At 68.7% G+C, this 24115-nt stretch carries 19 protein-coding genes; 3 read left to right on the forward strand and 16 right to left on the reverse strand.

Translation table 11 applies throughout. The annotated features are described in order from the left end of the window. On the forward strand, positions 1–358 hold a 358-nt coding region (locus tag ABD301_RS33945), incomplete at its 5' end, for an HNH endonuclease (RefSeq protein WP_344314295.1). Positions 359–885: 527 nt separating this feature from the next. Here the strand turns inward: ABD301_RS33945 and ABD301_RS33950 are convergent. The 12 genes from ABD301_RS33950 to ABD301_RS34005 all read right to left on the reverse strand — a co-directional run bounded on the left by ABD301_RS33950 (position 886) and on the right by ABD301_RS34005 (position 16124). Beyond that, a complete protein-coding gene (locus ABD301_RS33950) occupies positions 886–1101 on the reverse strand; it encodes a hypothetical protein (RefSeq protein WP_163572743.1) in 216 nt (71 codons plus the stop codon). Positions 1102–1250: 149 nt separating this feature from the next. After that, positions 1251–2402, reverse strand: coding sequence for a TPR repeat domain-containing protein (locus tag ABD301_RS33955; RefSeq protein ID WP_163572744.1), 1152 nt, complete (start codon positions 2400–2402; stop codon positions 1251–1253). Between the two features lie 288 nt (positions 2403–2690). Then, positions 2691–5045 (reverse strand): TPR repeat domain-containing protein, encoded by a 2355-nt coding sequence (locus tag ABD301_RS33960; RefSeq protein ID WP_344314296.1) that lies wholly within the window; start codon positions 5043–5045, stop codon positions 2691–2693. A 65-nt stretch (positions 5046–5110) separates the two neighbouring features. Continuing rightward, positions 5111–5434 carry a hypothetical protein gene (locus ABD301_RS33965; protein WP_163572749.1) on the reverse strand — a complete coding sequence of 108 codons (324 nt, stop codon included), beginning with the start codon at positions 5432–5434 and terminating at the stop codon, positions 5111–5113. After that, the gene (locus ABD301_RS33970; protein ID WP_163572750.1) at positions 5431–5796 is read right to left on the reverse strand and encodes a YbaB/EbfC family nucleoid-associated protein; all 366 of its coding nucleotides are present in this window, start codon (positions 5794–5796) and stop codon (positions 5431–5433) included. Before ABD301_RS33970 ends, ABD301_RS33965 begins: the two co-directional genes overlap by 4 nt. Positions 5797–5893: 97 nt before the next feature. After that, a complete protein-coding gene (locus tag ABD301_RS33975; protein WP_344314297.1) occupies positions 5894–8113 on the reverse strand; it encodes a transglutaminase TgpA family protein in 2220 nt (739 codons plus the stop codon). Beyond that, positions 8110–9255: a DUF58 domain-containing protein gene (locus tag ABD301_RS33980; RefSeq protein ID WP_344314298.1), complete on the reverse strand. Its 1146-nt coding sequence runs from the start codon at positions 9253–9255 to the stop codon at positions 8110–8112. Before ABD301_RS33980 ends, ABD301_RS33975 begins: the two co-directional genes overlap by 4 nt. Next, positions 9255–10301, reverse strand: a complete 1047-nt coding sequence (locus ABD301_RS33985; RefSeq protein ID WP_344314299.1) for an AAA family ATPase — start codon at positions 10299–10301, stop codon at positions 9255–9257. The genes ABD301_RS33980 and ABD301_RS33985 overlap by 1 nt, the downstream gene beginning before the upstream one ends. A 218-nt stretch (positions 10302–10519) precedes the next feature. Continuing rightward, complete coding sequence (eccB, locus tag ABD301_RS33990) at positions 10520–11935, reverse strand: type VII secretion protein EccB (RefSeq protein WP_344314300.1); 1416 nt, start codon at positions 11933–11935, stop codon at positions 10520–10522. Position 11936: 1 nt separating this feature from the next. After that, positions 11937–13334, reverse strand: coding sequence for a type VII secretion integral membrane protein EccD (gene eccD, locus ABD301_RS33995; protein WP_344314301.1), 1398 nt, complete (start codon positions 13332–13334; stop codon positions 11937–11939). Positions 13335–13499: 165 nt separating this feature from the next. Then, entirely contained in the window at positions 13500–13919 is a 420-nt protein-coding gene (locus ABD301_RS34000; RefSeq protein WP_344314302.1) for a hypothetical protein, read from the reverse strand. Positions 13920–13970: 51 nt separating this feature from the next. Next, positions 13971–16124 (reverse strand): fibronectin type III domain-containing protein, encoded by a 2154-nt coding sequence (locus ABD301_RS34005; RefSeq protein WP_344314303.1) that lies wholly within the window; start codon positions 16122–16124, stop codon positions 13971–13973. A gap of 240 nt (positions 16125–16364) precedes the next feature. Here ABD301_RS34005 and ABD301_RS34010 point away from each other — a divergent pair, with 240 nt between their 5' ends. Continuing rightward, the gene (locus ABD301_RS34010; protein WP_344314304.1) at positions 16365–17225 is read left to right on the forward strand and encodes a hypothetical protein; all 861 of its coding nucleotides are present in this window, start codon (positions 16365–16367) and stop codon (positions 17223–17225) included. 15 nt (positions 17226–17240) lie between these two features. Continuing rightward, complete coding sequence (locus ABD301_RS34015) at positions 17241–17876, forward strand: VOC family protein (protein WP_344314305.1); 636 nt, start codon at positions 17241–17243, stop codon at positions 17874–17876. A gap of 211 nt (positions 17877–18087) precedes the next feature. Here ABD301_RS34015 and ABD301_RS34020 read toward each other — a convergent pair whose 3' ends face one another. From ABD301_RS34020 to ABD301_RS34035, 4 genes are all read right to left on the reverse strand, one after another. Further along, positions 18088–21486: a S8 family serine peptidase gene (locus ABD301_RS34020; RefSeq protein ID WP_344314306.1), complete on the reverse strand. Its 3399-nt coding sequence runs from the start codon at positions 21484–21486 to the stop codon at positions 18088–18090. A gap of 413 nt (positions 21487–21899) precedes the next feature. After that, a complete protein-coding gene (locus ABD301_RS34025; RefSeq protein ID WP_163572761.1) occupies positions 21900–22199 on the reverse strand; it encodes a WXG100 family type VII secretion target in 300 nt (99 codons plus the stop codon). A 26-nt stretch (positions 22200–22225) separates the two neighbouring features. Then, on the reverse strand, positions 22226–22567 hold the full coding sequence (locus tag ABD301_RS34030; protein ID WP_344314307.1) for a hypothetical protein: 342 nt from the start codon (positions 22565–22567) through the stop codon (positions 22226–22228). 235 nt (positions 22568–22802) lie between these two features. Continuing rightward, positions 22803–24086 carry an amidohydrolase family protein gene (locus ABD301_RS34035; protein WP_344314308.1) on the reverse strand — a complete coding sequence of 428 codons (1284 nt, stop codon included), beginning with the start codon at positions 24084–24086 and terminating at the stop codon, positions 22803–22805. Positions 24087–24115 lie beyond the last annotated feature (29 nt).

The raw sequence follows: 24115 nt of genomic DNA on the forward strand, positions 1-24115 counted from the left end.
CTGTGACGCGGACATCATCCCGATCGTGCTGGGCAGCGACAGCGTGCCCCTTGATGTCGGGCGCAACGAACGACTCATCACACCAGCCCTACGCAAAGCCTTGATAGCGCGAGACAAAGGCTGCGCCAGATGCGGCCGACCACCCCGCTGGACGCGGGGGCACCACGTGCAGCACTGGGCCGATGGTGGGCATACCTGCCTTGACAATTGCGTACTCCTGTGCGACCGCTGCCATCGATTAGTGCACCACGGTGGCTGGGACGTACGCATCGTCGACGGAATCGTTGAATTCCTACCGCCCGCCTACGTTGACCGCGAACGAAGACCCATCCGCGGCATCAACCAACTCGCCGCATAGAAAAATCCACCCGGCCGCCGGGCACCACCACGCCCGGCGGCCCACAACCCTGCTCTACTAAGCCGGCCGTGTCGTAGTGGAACAAACGCCGTGGAGTGGGCAAGGGTTTCCTTCGATACACAGCCAGAGCGGTCTCTATGGATCACCCGGGTTCGTTGGAGGCCGACCGTTCCGGGAAGGATGAACGGTATGGCAGCGGCGATGAGATATCCGGCGGAGTTGAAGGTTCGCGCGGTGGGATGGCGCTTGAGCTTGGTGAGGGGCGTGGCGCGATCGCGCGGGCGGAGCAGCTTGGCGTGAATGCTGAGACGTTGCGGCACTGGGTGCGGCAGGACGGCAAGGGGACGCGGCCCTCGGGTGAGCCGAGCGGCGGGGTCGGAGTCGGACGCGCGGATCGCGGTGTTGGAGGGAGATGATCAGGTCTCCACAAAGCCGGAGCGGTTCAATTAAATCAATGCCGTCTTGTAGCGCGCCAGACCCTGCGCGACAGGGATGAGCTGGCAAGCAAAAGGACCCGTCCAGAAGTGTCAGTGGCCGCCCTGGTGCTCGGTGGGCGAGGACCCCGCTTTGGCGTCTCTCCAGTCCTGACTATCGGAACCGTACAGGGAATCCAGCAGCCGGCCCTGGTCCGCCGCCGACAGCGGAGTCCGGAGCTGCGGAACGTTGTTCGCGTCGACCTGCCCCGAATAGAGGTCGGGCGGGACGTACGCGCCGTGGATACGCCCGGCGTTGACGTACTGCACGGCGATATTCGCCTCCGACGCGCCACCGTCGGTGTTGTTCAGAGCCTACAACGGCGCCACGCCGCTCCCGGCGTCGTGGGAGACCGCGTCCTTCCATTCGGTGCCAGCGATCACCGACGCGACCGTTCCGACGCCAGGAAGTTTGGTGATCACTTTGGTCGCGATGGCCTTGCCGACCGCGATCGCGCGCCCGGTGTCGCTCGCGTTCTCGGCCCTGACATGGTCGGCCGCGAGAGTGTGCTGGTGCTGTGCCTCCTGCTGAGCGTTGTAAAGGTTTCCTCGAGAATTCTGCTGCGGTAAGCGCTCGCGCCGGGCGACAGATCCGGATCATGGATCAGCTGCTGCTCCTGCGAGCCAGCCGCGCCGGCGAACGCGTGCAGCGCCTCCGGCTTGGCTCCGATCTGGGTGAGCAGATCCTTTCGAGCGTCCGCGCCGATCTCCAGGTGTCCACCAACCACACCCGTGTTGCTGTTCTGGGCGGCCGGCTCGGTGAACGCGCTGACGTTGGCCTGCGCCACCCGGCCAAGACTGGTGGCAAGCTCCGGGTTCTTTGAGAAATCGTGGAAAAGCTGCTGGTCACTGCCCCCATCCCGGAAACCGCCATCGGTGATGAGGTGGATAGGTTTCGCGGCCGCGTCGTTCGCGGGCTGGTCTTCGGTACCGTGCTGGTGAGCGGCGATGGTGTCATCCGCGATCCAGTTCGTCAGGCCACCAGCCGCCTTTCCCTTGTCGGCCCAGTCGAAGTCGGCGAATGTGTGATAGGTGCTCGCGCCGTCCGGTGCGAGGAACACCTGAGCGTCGGCGTCATGGCTACGAGTGGAAGCGGACAGGATGTCCTGAAGGCTGTTGGACAGGGCATCATGGTTTGATTTCGCGAAGAGGCCCTCTCCAAGAACCGGCGCGAACCAGGGCGTGGCAGCGATTTCCGTACCGACGTGGGCGAACTCGGCCGCTCGCCTGGTCAGGTCGCTGGAGAATTCCGTGCCGCCGGTAAGCGTCGAAGCACCCAGCGCCGTCGACAGTCCGCGCCACGCCTCATTGTTGGCGAACAGATAGGTGGCGGTCGACTGGGCGCCCGCCGGATTCGGGCTGGGAACAAGACTGACCTGGTTTGGCGTCGCCGTGAGGTCATGGATGGCCAGCGGCAGGCCATAGCCGGGGTTGTCCGGGGTGGCGGCGAGCGAAAGCGCGCCGCCACCGAGTTGTTGGTTGGACAGCGCCAGAATGCTGTCGCCAATGATTCCAGCGGCGCCGGGATGGCCGTTGAGCAGGCCAGGGAGTGTGGTCAGGGTTGGGACCAATCGCGCCGAGCGACTGGTCGAGGAAGTTGATGTCGGCGGTGCTGAAATGTTCGCCGTTCTTCAGCGCGTCGCCGGCCTTGTCGTTGATCTCCTTGAGGGTCGCGAGCGCTTTGTTCAGTTCGGCCGGATCGACGTTCTCTCCCATCGCCGCCCGGTTCAGTACGTAGGACACGCTGTGCTGCCAGGGCTGTGACCTTGCTGGTCCGTCCACCCATCGCAGCAGCCAAACGAGAGCAGCAGCTGCCTCGTACCGCAAGGCAGCTGCCGCGTGACTTTCGTGCGGAGAACCTAAAAGTGACCGTCACGCCGTTCGGTCGTGTACGCGTCGCCGAGGTTGCCGCCATAGCTGTCGATGAAGGCCCCGCCGTTGTCGTCACGGACGGCCCCCTCCAACGCCTGGCGCTCTTCGCTGCTCAGCGACTCAAGCCGGCGCAGCTGCGGCGGTGTGCCGGCTGGCTGTGTATGGTCGATGAAAGGCTGCAAATTCTGCGGTACGTGGCCATCGCGCACGAGGCTCGACGCGTAGTTGTACGTCGCCTCGTTGGTATAGCCGCCGACATAGTCGTAACCGTGATGGTCCTGGACCGCCGGGTCGATGGTCGGCTGCGGCACATGATTGGCCGGGTTGTTGAAATAGTCGACGATCGCGCCAACGCCGAGGCTCGCGATCGGGGCGGCCGGAGTCGGCAGCACACCGGTGGCGAACTGCAGACCCGTCTTTCCTTCGTTGAGCCAGAAGGTGACCTGCTTGTCGTCCGCGGCCGCGACGTCGTTGTAATGGTCTTGCAAAAGATGCGGTGCGCCGACGACACGTGCTTCCAGCCGTGACAGCTCCTCGACCTGCAGTTGCTGGGCTGACGTGAGCGGCGCGTTGCCGGTCAGGCCACGATCGTGGGTGATCTGGTCGATCACGCCATGTTCGTAGTCGCCGATCTTGAGGCTCACGGCGTTGTACGCGTCGCGGTTGGTCGAGACCACGCCCAGCAGCCGGTTGGCGTCCCGGTCGGAAATCTGCAACCCGTCGCCGTCGACGCCGGTCGGGCTGTCGCCGGCCGAGCCGCCCAGCGCGTGCGGCCAGGAGCTCGCGACCGTACCGAGGCCGTTCGCCCATCCCGCGTTGTGCTCGACACCCGCGAGAATCGCATTGGTGTTGTGGTCGTCGCCGACAGCTTGGAAGACGCCGATCGAGGCATTACGCGCGTCGAGGTATTCCGCCGAGTTGTGCGGTTGTTGAGAACCCGCCGCGACCCAGTCGACCAGACCCGACGCGGCTTTGCCGCCATCGCTCCACTTGTACGTCGTCAGGTCGGACAGCAGCTTGCCCGCGTCCGGGCTGGCGTTGACTTTTCCGTCCGGACCTACCGTACTGAGCAGCCCGGCGTCCGCGTCGTGGTTCCGCGTCGAGGCGGTGAGGACGTTCTGCAGCACCTCGGAAGTGCCGTTTTTGTCTCCCAGCAGGCCCTCGCCGTGGTTCTCGTTGACTTCGAGTCCGAGCAGGTGGCTCGTCGGGGTCGCTCGCGTCTGTGCCGCCGCGATGTCCGCGGCCCGTTTCGTCAGGTCACTGGAGAACTCCGTTCCCCCGGTCAGGGTGGACGCTCCGAGCAGGGTCGACAGCCCCTTCCAGCCGGCTTCGTCGGTCAGCCGAGCCGAGGGTTCCTGCCCGATCGCGAGGGACGCCGAGGCCACCGACGTGATCGGGTTCTGCGTCACCAGGTCGCGGATCCCGGCGGGAAGACCGAACCGCGGGTGCGCCGGATCCCCACCGGCGGTCATCCCGCCGCCGAGCTTTTCGTTGGACAGCGCGAGAAGACCGTCGCCGAGTGTCTTGTCTGCGATGGCCGGGTCCACACCGGGGACGGATTTGAGGACATCCGGGAGCTTGGTGACGTCTTTGTCAAGTGTCCCATAGATATTCGTGAGCTCGTTCAGCTCGGCCGGGCTGAGGCTGTGCTTCCCGTCCAGTGGCAGGGCCGCCGCGTGGTCGTCGATCTTCTTGATAAGCGCGAGCGCGTCCGCGATCTCCTGCGGGCTCGCCTTTGCGTCGGCGGCGCGCTTCAGAACGTCAGCGGCGCTGTGCTGCCCGGCCGGAATGATCGAGGGCGCGGGCGGCGCGGCTGGTTCGTCGGCCTGCAAATCCGTACGCGCCTGACTGAGAACACCAGCGATCCGCATCGCCACGCCCAGGACGAAACTCTGCCGGAAGGCAGCGAACAGGATGTTGTTGGGAATCTGCTGGTACGCGGCGTCGAACTGCTGGATCGTGTCGCTGATCCCGCGTTTGGTCGTGGTGAGCACCTGCGCGTACCGGTTCGCCGCCATCGAGCGGCTCTGGGCCTGCTGCGACGCGCTCTCCAACTGCTCGACCTGCCGAATCATCCCGTCATGCATGGACTGTCCCGCAACATCTGGCCAGGCCTGGCTTTCCTGCTGGGAGAGCGGATAGATGGTTCGGGTGCCGCCGCTCAGCGACTGGGCGACGCCGTCCCACGTCTGTGCGAGATGGCCGGCGTTCTGCTCGGAGTCCAGCGGCCACGGGTTCGAACCGATGTATCCGACCACGGCATCCCAAAGCGCGCCGGACGGAAGCGCGACGGCGGCGGTGGTGGTGGTCGAACCCGTCGGGTCCACCGGGGTGAGCGGCATCTGAATCCTCTGATCGGACCGGCCCCAGCTCGACTTTTGACCTCGCTGGCTGAGCGCGGTGAAAGCTAGTGAGTGGGAGCGCCGGGAAATCCCTGCTTCGCCTGGGCGTCCGCGGCCTGGTAGAGCTGGACGCTTTGCGCGCCGACCGTCGCGAGGCGTTCACCGGCGTCGACCTGCTGTTGGGCCTGTTGCTCGACCGCCGTCGCGGCCGGCCGGTATTTGGCCATGAACAACTGGCCGAGATCGTCCCGCCCGAGCTGGCCTTCCCACGAGCCGATCTGGCCCTTGGCGCTGGCCCACTGCGTGTTGATCTGGTCGGCCGCGGCCCGCAGGCTCGACATCATGGCGGCGGCACTTTCGACATCGATGTTCGCGCCGGGAGCAGTCATGCCCGCCGCCAGCAGGACGGGGGCGCCGCCGTACGCGTGCCGGTGATCTTGTCGATCGCGGTCAACAACGGGTCGAAGACGAGGTCGGCGTCCTCGACGGTGGCGCCAGGCGGCAGGTCTGGTTCGAGGATCTCGTACGCCCGCCGGCGGGCCAAGGCCGCGGCCGACCTGACGGTCTGTTGGATGTCGCCGGCCAACTCGGCCGCGTCACGGTTGCGGTAGACGCGCGGGTCCAGCCAGAGCGACCGTAGTTCGCCACACTCGCCGACAGTCGCGGCGACCAGGCCGTCCGGCGACTCGGCGCTCTCCGCGATCGCCGCCAAAGCCGAGCGCCGCCGGGCGACTTCCTGGGATCCGGTCATGCTCGCAGTGTGCCGTCGCGCCCGCGACTGGTACGACCGGTGGCAGCTAGTGGCCAGTCATTCCCGATGGCGCCAGCTTCTGCCGTTATGTCCTGAACTATTCCGCCACCAGCGCGCGCCGGCCACGGACCCGTCGGCCAAGCGCGGTGGGAAGCCGTCGCGTACGAGTCTTCCCGGCGGCTGGAGACCACAGGCTGCCCGGACGCAAAGTCGCCCGAATACGGGAAAACAGCGGCTGGCTGGCCAGGCCGCGGCGGACCAGCAGCACCGCTGACCACGCGCCTTCCACCGCGCCGGCTTGGGTCGCGGCGCCGGACCAGAGCGCGGAATCCAGCAACACGGCCAAAACCCGGACGTGCGCGCCAACCGGCGGGCCTTCGCCACGATCGCAGGCGGCGGCCACGTCCCGAGGGGTCATGCCGGCGGCGACCGCCAAACCGTGTGACCGCAACAGATCCCGTGCCTCGGCCCACGCCGCGACGACACCGTCCAGACCCGTCGCCCGCCGCCGGCGTACCCGACGCAGGGCCTTCAGCACCGGAATGCCGATCAGGACGAGGGCCATCAAAGCCAGCAGCAGCACCAAACCCGGCACGATCCACCCGAGGCTGATGACCGGTGGCCGGCCGCCGTCATCGGCGCGCGGAGGCAGCGGCGGGTCGCGGAGTTGCTTGACTGGCGGCAGATCCTGGCGCGCCTTGTCGGCGGCGGCGGCGAGGCTGTTGTCGGCGGCCACCGACGCACCAGAGCCGGCGGCCGTACGGGTCGGATCCAGCGGCACCCAGCCGACGCCGGCCACCGCCACCTCGGGCCAGGCGAGCACGTCCCGGTTGTGCACGGTGATCGGCAGCCCGGGCGCCGCAACCTCGCCGCGGTAGCCGACCGCGATCCGGGCCGGGATGCCCAGCAGCCGGGCCAGCACGACGTACGCGGCGGCGAACTGCTCGCTGGTGCCGCGCTTGCTCTGCAACAGGAAGTTCGTCAGCTGCGGCCAGGCGGCGCCGGTCGGCAGGTCCTTTCCGGTCGCGACCTTGTAGTTGTCGGCCAGGAACCGCTCCAGCACGAGGGCAGCCTGGAAGGACGGCCGGATGCCATGCACGGCACTGGTCGCGAGGTCGAAGATGCCAGGTGGGATCTCGCCGAGCCCGCCAAAGCCGCCGTCGGCGTGCGGGTCGACCGCGGCGCCGGCCAGCGCGGCCGAGCTGACCTCGGGCTCACGCCAGGTCAGGCGGTAGCTGGTCGAGGCCGGGCGGTCGTGCGCCACCAAGACGCCGGAACTCTGGTCGAGCCATGGCGTCGTACCAGCCACCGACGTGGGCAGCGGCTGGCTGGGCAGCCACCAGGCATTCTGGTCGCTTTGATCGGTCTGCCCGGTCGCGCCCGGCAGGTAGACGGTCGCGGCCCGGCTGGTGGTCGGCACGGTGATGCCGCTGGGCAGCGCGACCGTGGCGCCCATCCGCCGGAACACCGCGCTGGACGACCAGTTGGCACCATCGAAGCCAGCGAGGACGGCGAGCCGCCAGCGGTCGACGTGCCCGGTCGACGTGTACGTGAACACCGGTACGTCCGGCTCCCGCAGGTTCGCGGCCAGGTCGTCGAGCGGGCTGGTCAGGATCACCGGCGCCGCGGACGGTTGGGTTTGACGCAGCGACAGGACCGGGGTGACCGGATCGAGCAGCGTCACCAGGATCGCGCCGACCAGGCCCAGGACCAGCGTCGGCGCCCACACCCGGACGCCCCACCGGCTCGCCGAGCGCAGGAAGGCGGTGTCGCGCGAGACCATCAGCAGAGCCGCGGCGACACCGCCGTAGGCGCAGGCGCCGCCGGCCGCGGCCCATCCCGTCAGCGGCAGGTACGCCTGGCTGAAACCGACCACGACCAGGCTCGGCAGCAGCGCGGCTGGCGCCCAGCGGACCAGCTCGACGCCCAGCAGCGCGGCCAGCGCGACCGCCAGCGGGACGAAAAGCAGCGCCGCTGGATCGGGCCGCGCGGGCCAGGTCGACTGCAGCGTGAGCTGCCAGGACTGGGTGATGCCCAAGACCAGGCCACGAATGGTCGCGTCGGTCGGCAGCCCGAACACCGTGGTCGCGAACAGCTCGCTCTCGACGGCTCCCAGCAGGCCGCCAAGCATCACCAGCGGCGCCCGCAAGACGGCCAGGGGCGGGAATCGTACGCTCAACTCCACGGCGAGGTAGCAGCCGACGAGAACGGCGGCGACCGGGCGTAAGACCGCCCAGAAGCCAAAGATCGGCGAGAAAAACAGCCCGGCGACACCGGCCGCGAGCAGGACCAGGACCGCGAGCGCGCGCGCCTTCATCGGGTGACGGCCGTGTTCCAGCGGTCCGCCGCCTCGTCCGCGGTCGCGGCGCGCAGGACGCTCACCCCGGCGATCGGCGCGATCTCGGTGGACCCCAGCGCGATCACCACGACGGTGGCGAATGTCGATCGTACGGCCGCGACAGCCGCGCGGTCGGCGGCCGTCAGCGCGGCCACCACCAGGGTGAGACCGCCGCCTTCGCGGCCGCCGATCCGGTCGGGCACCAGCGGGGCCGCGCTGTCCGAGCCGCGGCCCAGCAGGCACAGCTCGTCGAGCATCCGCCGGCCCAGCGCTCGGGCGCCGGGCCTGGAAACCGAGTCGATGCCGCAGGTCGTCAGCAGCCGGCAGCCGTAGTCAGCGCGAACCGCCGAGATGACGAGTGAGGCCGCCACATCCACGGCGTCTTCGAAAACGTGCGCGGGCATCGTCTCCGAGCGCGAGTCGAGCAGGACGGTGAACCGCGGCTGGTTCGGGTCGACGTACTCGCGGACCATCAGCTGGCCGGTCTTCGCCGTCGCCTTCCAGTGCAGATGCCGAACCTCGTCGCCCGGCACGTACGGCCGGACCTCGCGCAGGTCCATCGAACCGCGCAGGGAGTACGGCGTTGCCGCGCCGTCGTAGTGCAAACGCAGCCGGCCGCGGGACATCGCGCGCATCGGCAGGGTCCGCGGCAGCACCCACAGGGTCGCGGTCGCACCGGTGCTGACCCGGCTGTGGCCGAGGCCGAGCGCGTCCTGACGGTCCAGCGTCAGCGGACCTACCAGGTGTTTTCCGCGTACGTCCGTCGGCAGCTCGTACGTGTAGTGCGCACTGGTGCCGCGCCTCAGCGGCCGCACGACGACCTGGCGGAACCGCTCGCCGATCCAGTCCCCGGCGGTGAAACCGGCCTGCCAGCGGGTGCCCGGGTTCTGCACCCGCAGCCGCGCGATCGCCGCGCCACCGCGCGAGACCCGGTCTGGATAGACCTCGCGCGTCACCTCGACTTTCGGCCGATGCGTACCAACCAGCAGGGCGGCCACCAGCGCGCCGACACCCACGCCGGCGAGCGCGAGCAGGACCGCGAAGCCGAGCAGCTGACCGGCCGCGAAAACGACGACGACGGCGACCAGCAGCGCGACCCCGCGGCGGGTCAGCCGGGGCATCAGCTTTCCGTACCCGCTCTGCCGCCGACCCGGGTCGGGGCCGGGGTGTGTGCCAGCACCTCGGCGACGATGGTGGCCGGGTCGCGCTGGTTCAGCTCCGCCTCCGGCGTCAGGATCAGCCGATGCGCGAGCACCGGCACGGCGACTTCCTTGATGTCGTCCGGCGTCACGAACGCCCTTCCGTACGTGACGGCCAACGCCTGCGCCGCCCGGACGAGTGCGATGCTGCCGCGCGGGCTGGCGCCATAGCGCAGGTCGGCATGGGTACGCGTGACGCTGGCCAGCTGCGCCGCATAGCGCACGATCGCGTCGTCGATATGTGCCCCGCGGACGTGCTGGACAGCCGCGTACAGCTCGGCCAGCGACACCACCGGGTTCAGCGTGTCCGGCCCGAAGCCGGCGCATTCGCCGCGGATCACCATGACCTCGGTCTCCAGGTCCGGGTAGCCGACCTCGATCCGCATCAGGAACCGGTCGAGCTGTGCCTCCGGCAGCCGGTACGTGCCTTCCATCTCGATCGGGTTCTGCGTCGCGATCACCAGGAACGGCCGCGGCACCTCATGCCGCACCGAGTCGACCGTGACGGTCCGCTCAGCCATCACCTCCAACAGCGCCGACTGAGTTTTCGGCGTACCACGGTTGATCTCATCGGCGAGAACAACGTTCGCGAAGACCCCACCCGGATGAAACTCGAAGCGTTCCAGATTCTGGTGATACACCTGCACACCAGTGATGTCACCAGGCAACAGGTCCGGCGTGAACTGGATGCGGCTGAGCGTCCCGCCAATGCTGCGGGCGAGACAGCGGCCAATCGTCGTCTTGCCCAGCCCGGGCACGTCCTCGATCAGGACATGGCCCTCGGCGAGCAGCGCGCAGATCGCCAGCCGGACAACCTGCGGCTTGCCTCTTACAACGGTCTGCACGTTGGCGGCGATCCGCTCGTAGACGCTCTGTGCGGCGGCCTGGGTCGCCGGGTTCGGCGCGGCGCCGTTCGGCGGCATGCCGCTCTGACTCGTCAGGTCAGGCTGGTTCACCCGGACCCCCATCGCAGCTTCCCCAACACCCACGCCAACCGGATACAACGTCCGGTCATGGTATCCAAAATCCACGGCTTATCCCCAAGAACAATCAACTCAGCCGTATGACCACTCGGCACCGAGTTATCCCTTCCGAAGCTGGCTATCAAAGACCGTCGACGAGGAGAACGAGTCAAGGGCGATCAAGTCACAGCCAGCCCGCCTTCGGTTTCCAGGACGTAGGTGGGTCATCCGCGCTGCATCGCGGCGCCCTGCGACAGTCCTGGCCCCTGCGGCAGCCGGGCCATCAGGGCTGCCGGCACCTTGACCGGCGTCACACCGTCGTAGCCCAGCCAACCGAGCACGTCCCGGCTGGCCAGCGGATAGCCGATGCCAAGGTCGGTGACGACGGCGAGGGTGCCGGCGAGGGCGGTACGGCTGGGCATCACCTCGACGACCGCGATCTGGCCCGGCGGCACGTACACATAGTCGGCGAGAGCGACGCCGCCGGGCGTACGACCGGCGGTCGCGATCTGGCGGTCCGGTGCCGGGAGAACGTCCGCGACCGACACGTCCGGAACGAACGACCCGGACGCGAAGCCGAGGCACACGGTCGTCTGGTCGGCGATCGAGACGAAGTCCGGCCGCACGGACGGCGCCGACGACTCGGTAACCGCGGTCGGCGTCGCCATCCGCGCGCCGGAGGCGATGTTCGGGCTCAGCGCCATCCCGAACGGGTCACCTTGGTACGCCTTCGCGGTCGGCGGGTAGGCGAGCTGGATGTCGTACGCGAGCTCGGAGATCGGCTGCAGCTGCGTCGTACTCGCGAGGTAGTGCTGCGCCCCACCGCCGGGCGTCTGCATGGTCAACAAAGCCCCGGACCGGATGTCCGACCGGCCCGGCACCGCCGTCGACGCCTTGCCCGCGTCGGCGACCGCGATCGGCGCGATCGGGTCGCCCTGCGGCAGCGACTCGACCAGTGCCGGGCTGACGGTGGCGACCTGGACGGACCCGACCGCGAGGCCCACGTTCACCGTCTCCGGGCTGTCGATCAGGTGCCGATATCCCTGGTAGATCAGGTATTCCGTGCCATTTCCAGCGGCCCTGACCAGGATGGACCGCTGGCCGGTCGGGAAGCCGCTGGCCGGTGGCGCGCCGACCAGCAGCACCGAGCTGACCGTCGCCGCGCCGGTCGCCGTGGTGGTCGGCTCCGAGCACAGCGTCCAATCGCCGACCACCCGGTCCGGCCCGGGCAGCGCGTCCGGCGCGTCCGGGATGCCGATCTGCGGACCGCGGGTGAACCCGACCAGCGAGTTGTGCGAGACGCTGGCGGTTTCCGCGTGCTTGCCCAGCGCCAGCAGCGCCGACGAGTAGTTGATCATCGGATGCAGCTCACCGTTGAGGTAGACATACCTTGTCCCGGTCTCCTTCTCCACGATGACCGAGTTGCCGTCCTTCCAGGAGGAGTTGCCGCCCGGGAAGATCAGGCCGAAGACACCGGCCGCGACCAGGGACAGCACGCCGAGCACGAGGCCGGCCACGGCCGCGCCGCCGACCCGGCGAAACGGCGGATGCTCCGGGTCGCTCTCCTGCAGCACGAGCGCCGAGACGGCCCGCTGGATCTGGAACTGGTGGGCCTGGAGCTGGTCGCGTTTGGACGCCATGTCAACCCGCCAATCCGCGCAGCAACCCGTACAGGCCAAGGACCCAGCAGCCGATCGGTACGACCGAGAGCACCACGAAGATCTCGAAGATCTCGGCCGCCCGCGGCAGATACGGGCTCGCCGCGTGCGTGCTGTGCCAGCGGGCCACCAGCCCCACGACGACCGCGAGCAGGATCAGGATCGGCACGTCGATGGCCAGCAGGTACGCCCGCGTCGCGACCAACATCCAGCTGGTGGAGCAGGCCAGGCAACCCAGGCCCGCGGCCAGCAGCGCCGAGCGTTGCCGCACGATCGGGTAAAGCCTCGCCCGGAGCAGGAAGCCGATGCTCAGCACGCCCGAGAGCACGACCCCGGCCGTACCACCTTGCACGACCAGCAGGACGTTGCCGATGACCGCGGTCGCCGCGAGCGCCCAGACCAGCCCGGTGAGCAGCGAGTCCGCGCGCAGCACGGACGCGTACACGGACGAACGCGGCGGCAGCGGGTCGTCGTTGAGCAGGTCACCGGCCGTACGCGGCAGGACGGGCAGCGGCATCCGCGCCATCCAGATCGACAGCGGCGCGAAGACCGGCGAGATGATCAGCCCGAGGCCTGCCACCACCGCCGCGGCGCCGGCGCCGTTCGCCGCGGTGCCGGTGGCGAGCCAGCCGCCGACGATGCCCAGCACGCCGGCGGTCGCGGCGGCGGTGAACAACGCGGCCCGGTCGACGACGCCGAACAACCCGGCGATCGCGGCCAGCAGCAGCGCCGCGCTGGCCGCCAGCACGTGCGGCGCCCCGAGCTGGGTCAACGGCAGGTTGCCAGCGAAAAGCAGGCCACCGCCCACGAACGCGTACGGCAACGCCAAAGACCCGAGTACGGCCCCGGCCCGCGCGTCGCCGGCCGCACGCGCGAGCGCGATCGCCGACGCGATGAGCACCAGCGCGACGGCCAGCGCGGTCAGCGCCGCGAAACCCCACTGCGGGCCGGCGCGCAGTACGGCCGCCAGCCCGAGCGCGGCGATGACACCGCTGCCGGCGAAACCCGCCCATCGGGTGTGCCGTGGAGTCCAGGCGCTGGAGGCACCGGCCGAGCCGCTCGCGACCGCGTCGATCAGGTCGTCGTACTCCAGCTCAGGCCAGTCCGTCCGGGCCGGTACGAGATGCAGGACCTCGCCGTCCATCACCCGCAACGCGAACAGCGACTTCGTCCGATCCAGGCGCGTACCGTCCGCGCGGCACAGCGCCCAACCGCCGGCCGCGACGCCGTCGTCGGGCAACTGCTCACCGGCGTGCCGGAGCAGGCCCGGCAACAGTTCGGCGAGCGGCGACCGTTCCGGCAGCGCGAGATCGATGCGCCGCGACGGCGCCGCGACGGTCACCTTCACGAGATTGACTTTGTTCACCAGACCGTTGTTCATCAGACCGCTCGTCCTCTGGAATTCCCTTGTTTTCCTGCCACGTCGGCTCTGTGCGGGCGGCAGCAACCTGCCGGTCGGTCCCGCCCGTCTGGCCGGACTCACCCATCATCGGGCCGAGGACGACGGCCGGAACCCATGCGGCAGCTTGCGGTCACGGACACAACGTCAGCGCGAACCGGGTGCCGCGGTGAGCCACCCGCCGACCGTCGGATGGGTCAGCAGCGCGATGACCGCGACCGCGACGAACAGTGGCGTGAGCGAATACAGGTGGCCGGCGAAGGCGTTGACGGCGTTCTCCAGAATCCCGGCCGCCTCCAGGACGACCGCGAATGTACGCGCCCGCGGCCGCCGCGACAGCAGGGTCGTGAACGCGACCGCGAGCAGCACGGCCACCACCAGGTTGACGGCCAGGAGCACGTACTCGAACCCAGTGGTGACCCGGCCGTGCTGGGCCTGCTGGCCGGCGTCGCTGAACTGATAGGCCGTGACGAACATCGTCGCGACCGCCTGTACCAGCATGCCGAGGGCGGCGACCCAGACGATCTTGGGCACGCTGCGCAGCGAGGTCTCGGGCGGTCCCGACATGGCGACTCCGTGGTGGCAGGCAGAGGGGTTAACGACGGTCGTACGCGACGCTCACCAGTCACCCCAAAGAATGCGGTTGGACGTGGCGACAACGGTGCCGTCGGGCGTCTCAGCGGTCACCCAGACGTAGTGGCCCGTTCCGTAGTACTCAAACGCGTCGAACTCCTGGTAACCGTTCGAGTCCGTGTCCTGCCCGGAACCGGGGTTCCTGTACGACGCATCGTCCGAATGCGGTTTGATCTCGTAGTGCGTGTTCGGGCTGAAGCCTTGGAGCACCACGTGCATCCGATAGCAGTCCTGCTGCGGATACTGCGACGAGCAGTCGTGCGTCCCGCGGCTGACCGTCAGCGTCTGGCTCGGGAGCACTTTGGTCCGGCTCGCGGCCGCGCCGGTCAGGGTGCGCCCGTCCGGCGCCTGGGTGATCGCCCGTACCGTGAAGGTCACGCTGCTGCCTTTGGCCAGGCCGCTGACCGTGGCGTTCTCGGTGGTCACCGAACGGCTCGCCACGCCAGTCGCGCTGACCTGGTAGCGCACCAGCGAGCCGCCGTTGAGCGCCGGTCGTGACCAGCTGAGCGTCGCGGTCGTCCCGGCAGTCGTGACCGAGAGGCCGCCCGGCGCCGCGGCCGCGGCCAACGGCGTCACCGCGGCCGCGGCAGCCGCCGGCCCGTCGCCCACCCGGTTGCGCGCGGCGACGCTGAACGTGTACGCCACGCCGTTGCCTAACCCGGACACAGTGGTCGTACGAGCGGACCCCGCGACCACCTGGGAACCGGTCGCGCCGGATGAGTTTCGCCAGGTCACGACATATGCGCTGATCGTCGCACGGTTCGCGACCGCGGCACTCCAGCGCACCGTCGCCGACCCGGAACCCGCGGCCGCGGAGACGCCGGGTGGCGCGCCGGGCACGGTTGCCGGCACCGCCGGCGGCCCCTGCGGCGGCGGCGCCTGGATCGTCGGCGGACCGGGTTCGGTGGGCGGCTGGGGCGATGTCCGTGGCGGCACCGGTGGCGGCGTCGAAGACAGCGGCGGAGCCGGCGTCTGCGGCGGACTTGATGGCTGCGGGCTGCCCGTCGGCGCTGGCGTACCGATGACGGGCGCGTCGCTGATGGTGCCGTCCTTGCCGACCACCAGCAAATGCGTACCGGCGCCGTTCTGCACATAGACGCGGCCATCGGCGCCACTGGTCATCGTCGGCATGCCGTCGCTGGCCGGGATCGGCTTCGCGTCCTTGCGGTGACCCTGATTGTCGTACGTGACCAACGTCCCGCTGGTCACGTCGACCATCGCGACCAACGGGCCGCTGGACAGCGGTCCGGCGTACCGGCCGGCGCCCAGCGGCACCTGGATCGGCTGGGCGGGCCTGTCCGGGTCCACCAGATAGAGCGTGCGACCGGTCGGGTCGAGCAGCGGCAACCGACCGTTCGCGTCGGCTGGCGAGAGCCGGGTCGCGGCTGAGGTTGGTACGCCCAGTGGCCTGCCGGTGCCGAGCCCATGGGCGCCGAGCGGGTAGAGCGTGCCCGCGGTGGTGTCCAACACCCGCGGGCTGCCGGCGACCGTGGTCAGCGCCCCGCCGTGTCCCGCCGGCAGATGCCCCGGGCAGGTGGTGGTGCTGACAGCCGTCTTGGGCAGCTCGCACAGCAGGCCGCTGCCGGTGTGCAGCATCCACATCGTGCCGTCGCGGCCGATCACCGGGTCGCCAATCGCGTCGCCGACGGTGACGACCTGCGCGGATGCGCCGAGCCGGACGATCTTGCCGGAGCTGCGATAGATCAGATAGGACCCGCCGGTCGCCTCGATCGCCAGCGGTTCCTCCGCGGCCGGCGCCGCCGTCGTGCTGCTGACCCGCAGGTTCGACTTGCCGAACTGGACGACCTTGGAGTGGCCGACGACGTAGCCGTCGGTGTCGGTCTGGACAACCTGCGTACCAGGCTCGGACTGTACGTCGATGCCGGCGTCGACCTGACCGGTCGCGCCGTCGACGTGGAAGGCGGTCTGCTTGGCCACGTTGTATACCCAGTGCCCGGTCGGCGCGAACCGCGCGCCCGAGGTTGGCGCCACCACGCCGCTGACCGCTGCCGCCACCAGACCGAGGCTCGCCACGGCGGCGATCAACGGCGACACCAGCCGCCGGCGCCGCCGCGCCCCGCTGGTCGCAACGAGCCGTCGACCGGCATCGAGCTGCTCGGACGCACTCAGGTCAGCCACGCGTGGGACTCTACGGAACCAGACGCGGGAGATGTCCCGCATTCGCTGTGTAGTCAGCTGCAGGTCAGCACCTTTGCGACATTCTGCCCTCCACCAGGTGCTGCCGCGCCATCTTGGGCTGAGCTTGGCCGGGGTCAGTACGCTCGTGCCGCGTACTTTTGACCCCAGGAGCGCAGCACCATGACCACCAGTGGTTTTTCCCCGTATCTCAGGCCCACACCCGTGCCCCCGTCGCACCGTTTGGACTCGCGCCAGCTGACCCGTACGGCCGGTGTAACCGTCGTCCTCAGTCTGCTTCTGGTGCTGCTCACGTTGCTCTTCCTCTACGCCTTTCCGTTCTTCGCGAACAACCGAATTATCAGCCTGACCAGCACAAACGCCATGTCGGTCGCGGCCGGCATCGGAGCGGCCGCGGTGTCTTTGCTGGTCCTTGGGCGGCTGCGCCAGCTGCCCGCGCCGGTAGCCACGATTCTCGTCTCGCTGGCCGTGGGTTTCGTGCCGGCGGCGATCGCCGGCGGCGTGGTCATCGTCAACACCGGCGCGCCGCAGGGCTTCGCGGTGCTGCTCAACATCCTGATCGGGGCCCTGATCTACGGCCTGGTGGCGTTGGTCCGGCCCATCCAGGTCGCGCTCGGCGCGGTCATGGTCGCGGTCTTCACCGCGCTGGCCTTCCGGTTCGTCGGCGCTCTCACGTCGACGATTTTGTTGCACTGGCTGGTGTACGGGCTGCAGCTGGGCATTGCCGAGCTGCAGCCGATCGCGATCGGCATCAACGTCGTGGTGGAGGTCCTGGCGACCGCCATCTGCGTCGCCGCGATCGTGCCGGGCGTGGTGCGGTCCGCCGCGGTCGCCGGGCACCCGGTCCGCGCCGGCCTGCTGGTCGGGCTGCTGCCGGGCGGGCTGAGCCTGGTGATCGACCTGATCAGCTGGCTGCCCGTACTCCTGTTCCCGACCGACGGCGACGGCTCGACGATCGACTTCTGGTTCACGGTCGGCGCCTCCGCCGGCTATGCCCTGGTGGGTACGTCGCTTGGCGCGTTGATCGGCGTCCTGGTGGCGCTCGTCGCCCGCCCCGCCCGGATCGTACTCAAACCGACCTGACCTCCAAGGAGCCCGATGCCGGCCGTTGACCCGGATTTCGACCACCTGGTCTATGCCACCGCCGACCTCGCGGCGACCGTCCGCCGGTTCGCCGAGCTGACCGGGATCACGCCGGCCGAGGGCGGCCGGCACGTCGGCCGCGGCACCCGCAACTTCCTGGCCGGCCTCGGCGGCCGGCGCTACCTGGAGATCATCGGCCCGGATCCTGACCAGCCCACGCCGGACGCGCCGCGTCCTTTCGGCATCGACGACCTGTCCACCACCGCGCTGGTCACCTGGGCCGTACGCGCGACGGATCTCGAAGAGCGGGTCTCCAAGGCGCGTACGGCCGGATACGACCCGGGCTCGATCGGCCTACTGTCCCGCCGCACTCCGGCCGGTGACCTGCTGCAATGGCGGCTCACCACGCCGGCGTCGGGCGACCGGCAGGGCATCGTGCCCTTCCTGATCGACTGGGGAACCACCACCCACCCGGCCGACGCCAACCTGCCCGCCGTCGACCTGACGTCCCTCATCGCCACCCATCCCGACCCGGCGGCGGCCGAGTCGCGACTGGCCGCTCTCGGGGTGACCTTGCCCGTACGACCCGGCGCCGAGGAAAGCCTCACAGCAACCCTCCAGACCCCACACGGCTGGGTCACCCTCACCTAGCGGCAGCGATGCGCGCGGCGGTCGGTGTTGTTGATCTTGGTTAGTTGGCCCGTACGAAAACGACATTCCGGACTGATGCCCGTTATGGGTGGGCCAACTAACCAAGATCAACACCGGGCATCCCGGAAGGTTGGCCTCGGACGTACCAGTGCGGCGACGAGGAGACCCCCGCCGCCGCACTGGAACGCGAAACCTACTGGAGAGCGAAAACCTAACCGATCTTGTACGTGTACGGCAGGACCGAGATCACCTCACCGGTGCCCTCGAACGGGATGCCGGTCGCGCCGGTCGGCAGGGTCGGCACCGTCACCAGGTTCAGGTGGCCGGTGACCGTGGAGCCCTTGGCGCCGTTCGGCGTGATCGTCACCATCACGACCGCGCTCGCGCCCGGCTGGATGACCGCCGGCGCGCCGAAGCCGCCGTTCGGGTCCACCGAATTCGCGTACGGGTCGTTGGTGGACGAGGTGACTGCCTTGTCGAAGCCAGCGGTCCGCATCGACGCGGTGTACGACGCCGTGCCGGACGGAGCACCGGATGGGCCGAACGGGCCGATTTCCTGGACGCTGCCGAACCAGATTCCCTTGCTGATGAATCCGGTGTGCTCGGAGATCGTGGCGATCGAGACCGTGCTGCCGTTCTGTGCGGCCTGCAGGTCACCGAGCACGTCGATGCCCGCGGCCGAGCCCTGCAGCTCGATCTGCGCCGGCACGCTGGAAGACGTGGCGACGCTGAGCTTGCTGGTGTCCGGCGGCACCGAGTAGACCGGCGCGTTGGAGCCGACCTCGGGCAGGTCCACCGTGGTGTTGCCCTGGATGGCCACCGGCTGGATGGTCTGCACCGTGTTCGTACGAGCGTTCACGCCCACCGCGATCGGCTCGACTCCAGTGTTGTGCACAATCACCGGCACCTGCGTCGCCTTGCCCGCCGTCAAGGTCGTGTGCGCCGACTGCGGCAGGCCCGCGGCCTTCACGTCCACCTTGTCGTAGCCGACGGTTCCGTTGAACTGCTCGGAAATGTCCGAACCGGTCACCGGGTTCTGTACGACCACCACGAAAGTCCAGCGGCCGGGCAGCGGGTTCGCGTCGAACAGCTGGACACCCTTGCCCTGGGTGACCGTCTGGTACGACGGGTCCAGCGAGGCGTTGCTGTTCACGTCGGCGAGTTCGCCGTTCGGGTCGATCAGGATACCGTCGACCAGGTCACCGGCGTCCTTTGCCAGCGTCAGCGCGACATCCAGGTCACGGTGCCCCTTCGCCACGTCGAACTGGTAGCTGAAGGTCTGCGCCGGCGACTGCGCCCGCGCGTTGCCACCGGTGATGGCGCCACTGAACGTACCGCCGCCGTGGTTGGTCGGGATCAGGCTGCGCAGGATCACCGACTCCGAGGTCTGGTGCCCGTCGGAGCTGGCGAAAGTCGCCGAGTAGTCGGCGTCCCCACCGCTGGCCGGCGTGGTCATCGAGACCTTGACCTGCTTGCTGGCACCCGGCGCGAGGATGAAGTTCGCCGGGCTGATCTGCCCGTACGGGACAGTGCGCTCGTTGTCGGTGGCGAGCTGGATCGGGCCGGTGTAGCCGCCCGCGCCGGCCAGCGAGTAAAGCACCGCGGTCCACGTGCCGGCCTTGGGAGAACGTACGTCCACGTTGGCGTAGTTAGCCGTCGCGGGACCGCCCTGCGGCCGGCTGTTGGCCACGAAAGTGCCGTCCGGAGCCAACAACGTCATCCGTACGACCGGGGTCACCGACGCACCGTTGACGGTCTTCGGGCTGCCCTGCCAGGCCATCCGCTCGAACAGCCGCTGCGAACCGGCCGGCACGGTGAACGTGACCTTCTTGTACGCCCACGTGGCTCCGTTGTAGTAAGAGAAAGTCGGCAACGTGGAGGAGTCGAAAGCGGTGCTGGCGCGGGCCGACGAGATCGGCGCGAAACCACGGGTGCCACCGGCCACCGTCAACGCCTTGTTGCCCACGTTCGTGACCTTGACCGTGCTCGACTGGGTGCTGCCCGGCGCGCCGGACAACGTGACCTGGTTGGTCGACAGGGTGATGTTGGAGCTCACGCCGGCCGGGGCGCCGGAACTGCCCGGCGCGGTCAGCGCGGCCTCGACGGCGGCGCGGGCATCCAGCAGACCCGAACCCTGCTCGTCGGCCGGCAGGCCGAGGTCGCGGGTGGTGCCGGTGATCAGCTGCTTGACCAGCGCGGGAGACGGCGAGGCGCCCTTGTGGGTGCCGCGGTACGCCTGAATGACCAGCGCCGCGACGCCGGCGGTCAGCGGGGCCGACTCGCTCGTACCGCCGAAGGACTGCACGTCGGCGCCCTGCGTCGGCGACTGGAACGTCCGGCATTCGGCGTAGGTCGGCTCACAGTCCGACCAGTTACCCTCGCCGGGCGCCACCAGGTCGACCGTACGGCCGCCCTGCGTCAGGCCGGACGACGACAGCGCGGAAATGTTGTCGCTGATCCATTTTCCGTTGGAGAACGGGAAAGCCGCGTACGTGGTCTGCGCGTACAGCCGGTTGTCCGTGGTCGCGCCGGCGGAGATCACCAGCGGGTCGGTGGCCGGCGAGCCGATCGTGCCGGTGATGCCGGCGTCGCCGCTGGAGGCGGTGACGGTGATCCCGGCGGCGACCGCCTGGTCGTTGAAGACCTGGAACAGCGCGCGCGAGCTGCTGTCCGGGTATTGGTTCAGGCCGAGCGACTCGTTGATCACGTCGACGTGGTCGACGGTCACCGCGTAGTCGATGGCCTGCAGGACCGCGGAGTTCGTCGCGGTGGAGCCGAAAACGTTCAGGCCGACCAGGCTGGCGCCCGGTGCCACGCCGCGGATCCGGATGTTGCAGCCCGGCGGCAGCGGGTGGGCCTGGTTGACGAACTTGGAGAGGTCGTGCACGACAGTGCCCTGCGCGGCGATCGAGGAGGCGTCACCGTACGCTTCGGCCCCGGCGTCGGTCGTGTTCGGCCCGTCCCCGGAGAAGTCCTGGTAGTCGGCGAAAACGTGGCTGCCGTCGGGCCGGATGAAGTCCGCGTAGTTCGGGTTCATGTTGTCGGCCAGGAAGGCGACCTTGACCCCGGCACCGGACGCCAGGTCCGCGGCGCTCTTGCTGCCGTCGGTGCTGGCGGCGTGGATGGAGGTCAGCGCCTCCGGCTCCAGCAGCGGCTTGCTCGGGTCGGCCGGGCAGATCGCCCCGGGCGCGTCATTAGGCGTCGCGGCCTTGGCCGAGGTGCCGGTGCTCGCGCCCGCGGCCGGGCCGGCGGTCGGCGCCGGCAGCTGGACCTTGGAGTCGGGAAGGACCGCCGCGACCGACGGGTCAGCGGCCAGCGCGGCCGCCTGATCCGGCGTCACGGTCGCGGAAAACGCGTTACCCAGCGCGAAATGCTTGACCTTCGACGGTTTCGCGCCGGACAGCCGGCCCAACACCGCGTCCTGGGCACTGGTCGCCTTGGCCTTGCGGTTGGACGACTGCGCCTTGGTCGCCGGGTTGGCACCCAGCTGGTCGTGCAGCACGACCACGACGGCGCGGTCGGCGCCACTCGCGGAAGCGGGCTTCACGGTCGACGGGCCCGCGGTCGCGGGCTGCCCGATCGCGAACGGAATAGTGACCGCCAGTGCCACCGCACTGACGACCGTTCTGGTCCTTCTTTTTGCCGAGTGCATTCGCCGCCTCGTCCCCTCACCGCGGAAGAAAAAAATTGCCAGAACCCGGGATAAAGACCCAGGTCCGGAGTGACTATTGCCCGGCGTACGAGCGCAGCACAATAGGCGAATCGGCTGAGCGGAATTGGTCGGTTTTAAAGTGAAAAAGAACAAATACCCGAATCACTGGATCGTGTTTGTTTTGCGGTGATCAACAACAGACCAAGAAAACTTTGGATTCAGAACAGGGTCCTTTAATGTTCGGAAAAAGGCGAAGGTGGAGCGGCCGGATTGGGGCGGCCACTCCACCTTCTACTCGGGGAGATCCTGGACGGATCTGTTCAGTTGTGTTCGTACGACCTCAGAGGCGGTTTCTTTGCCAATCGGGAGCGCTATCCGCCGAACAGCCCGTTGAGCTTGCCCATCAGCGCGGAGTAGTTGCTGGCGGCGCCGTCGGTGGCCGACACGAGCTTGTTGAACGCGCTCTGCACCTGGGTGAAGTGCGCGTCGTATTCCTGGTGCTGCTTGGAATAACCCTCGGAGGAGCCACCGTCCCATTTGGACAGGGTGTCCTTGGCGGCCGAGTTGATCTCGTTCAGGATGCCGTTGAACCGGCCAATGTAGCTCTGCTGGTCCGACGCCAGGTTCTGCAGCCCGGAAACGTTGCCGCCGACCTCGTACTGTGCGCCCATGACAAATCCTCGCTCTCAGGTTCGGCTTAGCGGTTGGGGTTGGCGATCAGGGCAGACAGGCCGGAGCTGGCGCTGGACAGGTCGTCACCGGACTGCTGATCGGTGGAATTGACCCCGGTCTGCGCATCACTCAGGTGAATACCGTGCGTGTTGATCCACTGCATCAACTCACCAAAACGACCCACCAACTCGTTCTTCGCGTTCTGGAACGCCACCAACCCATTGCCCTGAATCACGTCCTTGTCCTTGGACATGTCATCAATCAACGCGTTCAACTGCTGCTGAATGCTCTGCGCCTGCGAACCCAGATGCTGCCCGCCCTGACCCAACGCATTCGCCTGAGTCAAACCAATGAAGTTGTCAGCCATCGCACTCACTCCCTTGTGTTCCGTCCCCCGGCTCCCCGCCGGGCATGACACAAGAATGCCGGTCGGGCCGCCCATGCGCCTCCGCGGACCGCGGAGGTGGCACGAACTGGGGACCCGGCCGGCTCTGAGCTGCGATTTCTCCCCTCAGCCGCGGTGACAATCGGATTCCGATTGCGCCAACGGCACCCACTTCACCTGCGGAAATGTGCTGGCACGTGACAATCGGACATCGACCTCAGTCGGGTACGCCGGCCGCCAACCGCTGCGCCGCCGCCGCGACGGCGTCCAGCGTCGGTCGTAGGGCCGGGCTGAGCAGCTGGCCGTCGCGCTTGACGACCTTCCCGGCGACCAGCACGGTGTCCACGTTGCCGGGGTGCGCCGCGGTCACGACCGCGCCGATCGGGTCGTGGTGTACGGCACCGACGAGGTTGAGCGCGTCCGTACGCAGCAGCACGACATCGGCCTGTTTACCAGGGCTTAGCGAGCCAATCCGGTCCCGCATGCCCAGCGCGGCGGCGCCGTCGATGGTGGCCATCCGCAGGACGTCGGCCGGGCTGACCCGTACGCCTTCGCCAAACTGTCCTGTCAGCAACGTCGCCCGCATCACCGAAAAGGGGTCGCCGGCAACAGACGTCACCACGTCGACGCCCAGCCCAGTGGTCACACCGAGTGCCGCCAGCCGTCCGACAGTGGGCGCGCCATGGCCCATTCGCGCCTCCACCGCGGGCGTGATGGACACCGCGCCGCCGGACTCGCCAATCAGTTTCAGCTCGTCGTCAGGCAGCGAGTTGGCGTGCACATAAGTCGTGTCCGCGGTCAGCAGGCCCTGGTCGCGGAGCGTCTCGATCGGCCGATGCGCGACCGGCCCGGAGCCGACGTGGACGAAGATCCGCAGCCCCAGCTCCGCGGCCATCCGCCAGTCTTCGATCGTCTGGTCAAGACGCTGGTACGACGGCCCAAGCGGCCCCAGCGCCATCGTCACCAGCTGCGCGTCCGACCGGAAATACTGGTCGCGTACCCGCCGCACCTCGGACGGCGTGCGCTGGTCACCGGCCGCCACCGAGTAGCCGTACCCGAAAACCGCCCGAATGCCGGCCTCGGTCAGCCCGGCGACCGCCGCGTCGGCGTGCTCGGGCCGGCGCTGGATGTGCGAGAAGTCCTGCAGCGTGGTGATGCCCGCGTCGAGGCACTCCAGCGCCCCCGCCAGCGTGCTGACGCGTACGTCCTCAGAGGTGAATCGCGAGGCCAACACGCCTCCGACCAGATCCAGGTAAGCCATCAGATCGATGTCGACGGCGACGCTGCGCAGCGCGGCCTGCCAGGTGTGCCGGTGGGTGTCCACCAGCCCGGGCATCACGATCCGGTCAGTGGCGTCGATCACCTTCGCGTCCGCGACCGACAGCTCCGGCCCGACCGCGACGATCCGGTCGTCCTCGATCAGCACGTCGGTCTTTGGCCGTACGACTGGTGCCGGCTCGGTGTCGATCACCCAACCGTTGCGCAGCAAGGTCCGTTCCATCAGTGTCACTCCTTCAATTGAAAAGCTTT

It is taken from the genome of Fodinicola feengrottensis (assembly GCF_039530045.1).
Taxonomy (GTDB): Bacteria; Actinomycetota; Actinomycetes; order Mycobacteriales; family HKI-0501; genus Fodinicola; species Fodinicola feengrottensis.

Coding starts and splice junctions, on each gene's coding strand:
- ABD301_RS33960 (WP_344314296.1), bottom strand. CDS start 5,045: ATGCCGCTCACCCCGGTGGACCCGACGGGTTCGACCACCACCACCGCC.
- ABD301_RS33965 (WP_163572749.1), bottom strand. CDS start 5,434: ATGACTGCTCCCGGCGCGAACATCGATGTCGAAAGTGCCGCCGCCATG.
- ABD301_RS33970 (WP_163572750.1), bottom strand. CDS start 5,796: ATGACCGGATCCCAGGAAGTCGCCCGGCGGCGCTCGGCTTTGGCGGCG.
- ABD301_RS33975 (WP_344314297.1), bottom strand. CDS start 8,113: ATGAAGGCGCGCGCGCTCGCGGTCCTGGTCCTGCTCGCGGCCGGTGTC.
- ABD301_RS33980 (WP_344314298.1), bottom strand. CDS start 9,255: ATGCCCCGGCTGACCCGCCGCGGGGTCGCGCTGCTGGTCGCCGTCGTC.
- ABD301_RS33985 (WP_344314299.1), bottom strand. CDS start 10,301: ATGGGGGTCCGGGTGAACCAGCCTGACCTGACGAGTCAGAGCGGCATG.
- eccB (WP_344314300.1), bottom strand. CDS start 11,935: ATGGCGTCCAAACGCGACCAGCTCCAGGCCCACCAGTTCCAGATCCAG.
- eccD (WP_344314301.1), bottom strand. CDS start 13,334: ATGAACAACGGTCTGGTGAACAAAGTCAATCTCGTGAAGGTGACCGTC.
- ABD301_RS34000 (WP_344314302.1), bottom strand. CDS start 13,919: ATGTCGGGACCGCCCGAGACCTCGCTGCGCAGCGTGCCCAAGATCGTC.
- ABD301_RS34015 (WP_344314305.1), top strand. CDS start 17,241: ATGCCGGCCGTTGACCCGGATTTCGACCACCTGGTCTATGCCACCGCC.
- ABD301_RS34025 (WP_163572761.1), bottom strand. CDS start 22,199: ATGGGCGCACAGTACGAGGTCGGCGGCAACGTTTCCGGGCTGCAGAAC.
- ABD301_RS34030 (WP_344314307.1), bottom strand. CDS start 22,567: ATGGCTGACAACTTCATTGGTTTGACTCAGGCGAATGCGTTGGGTCAG.
- ABD301_RS34035 (WP_344314308.1), bottom strand. CDS start 24,086: ATGGAACGGACCTTGCTGCGCAACGGTTGGGTGATCGACACCGAGCCG.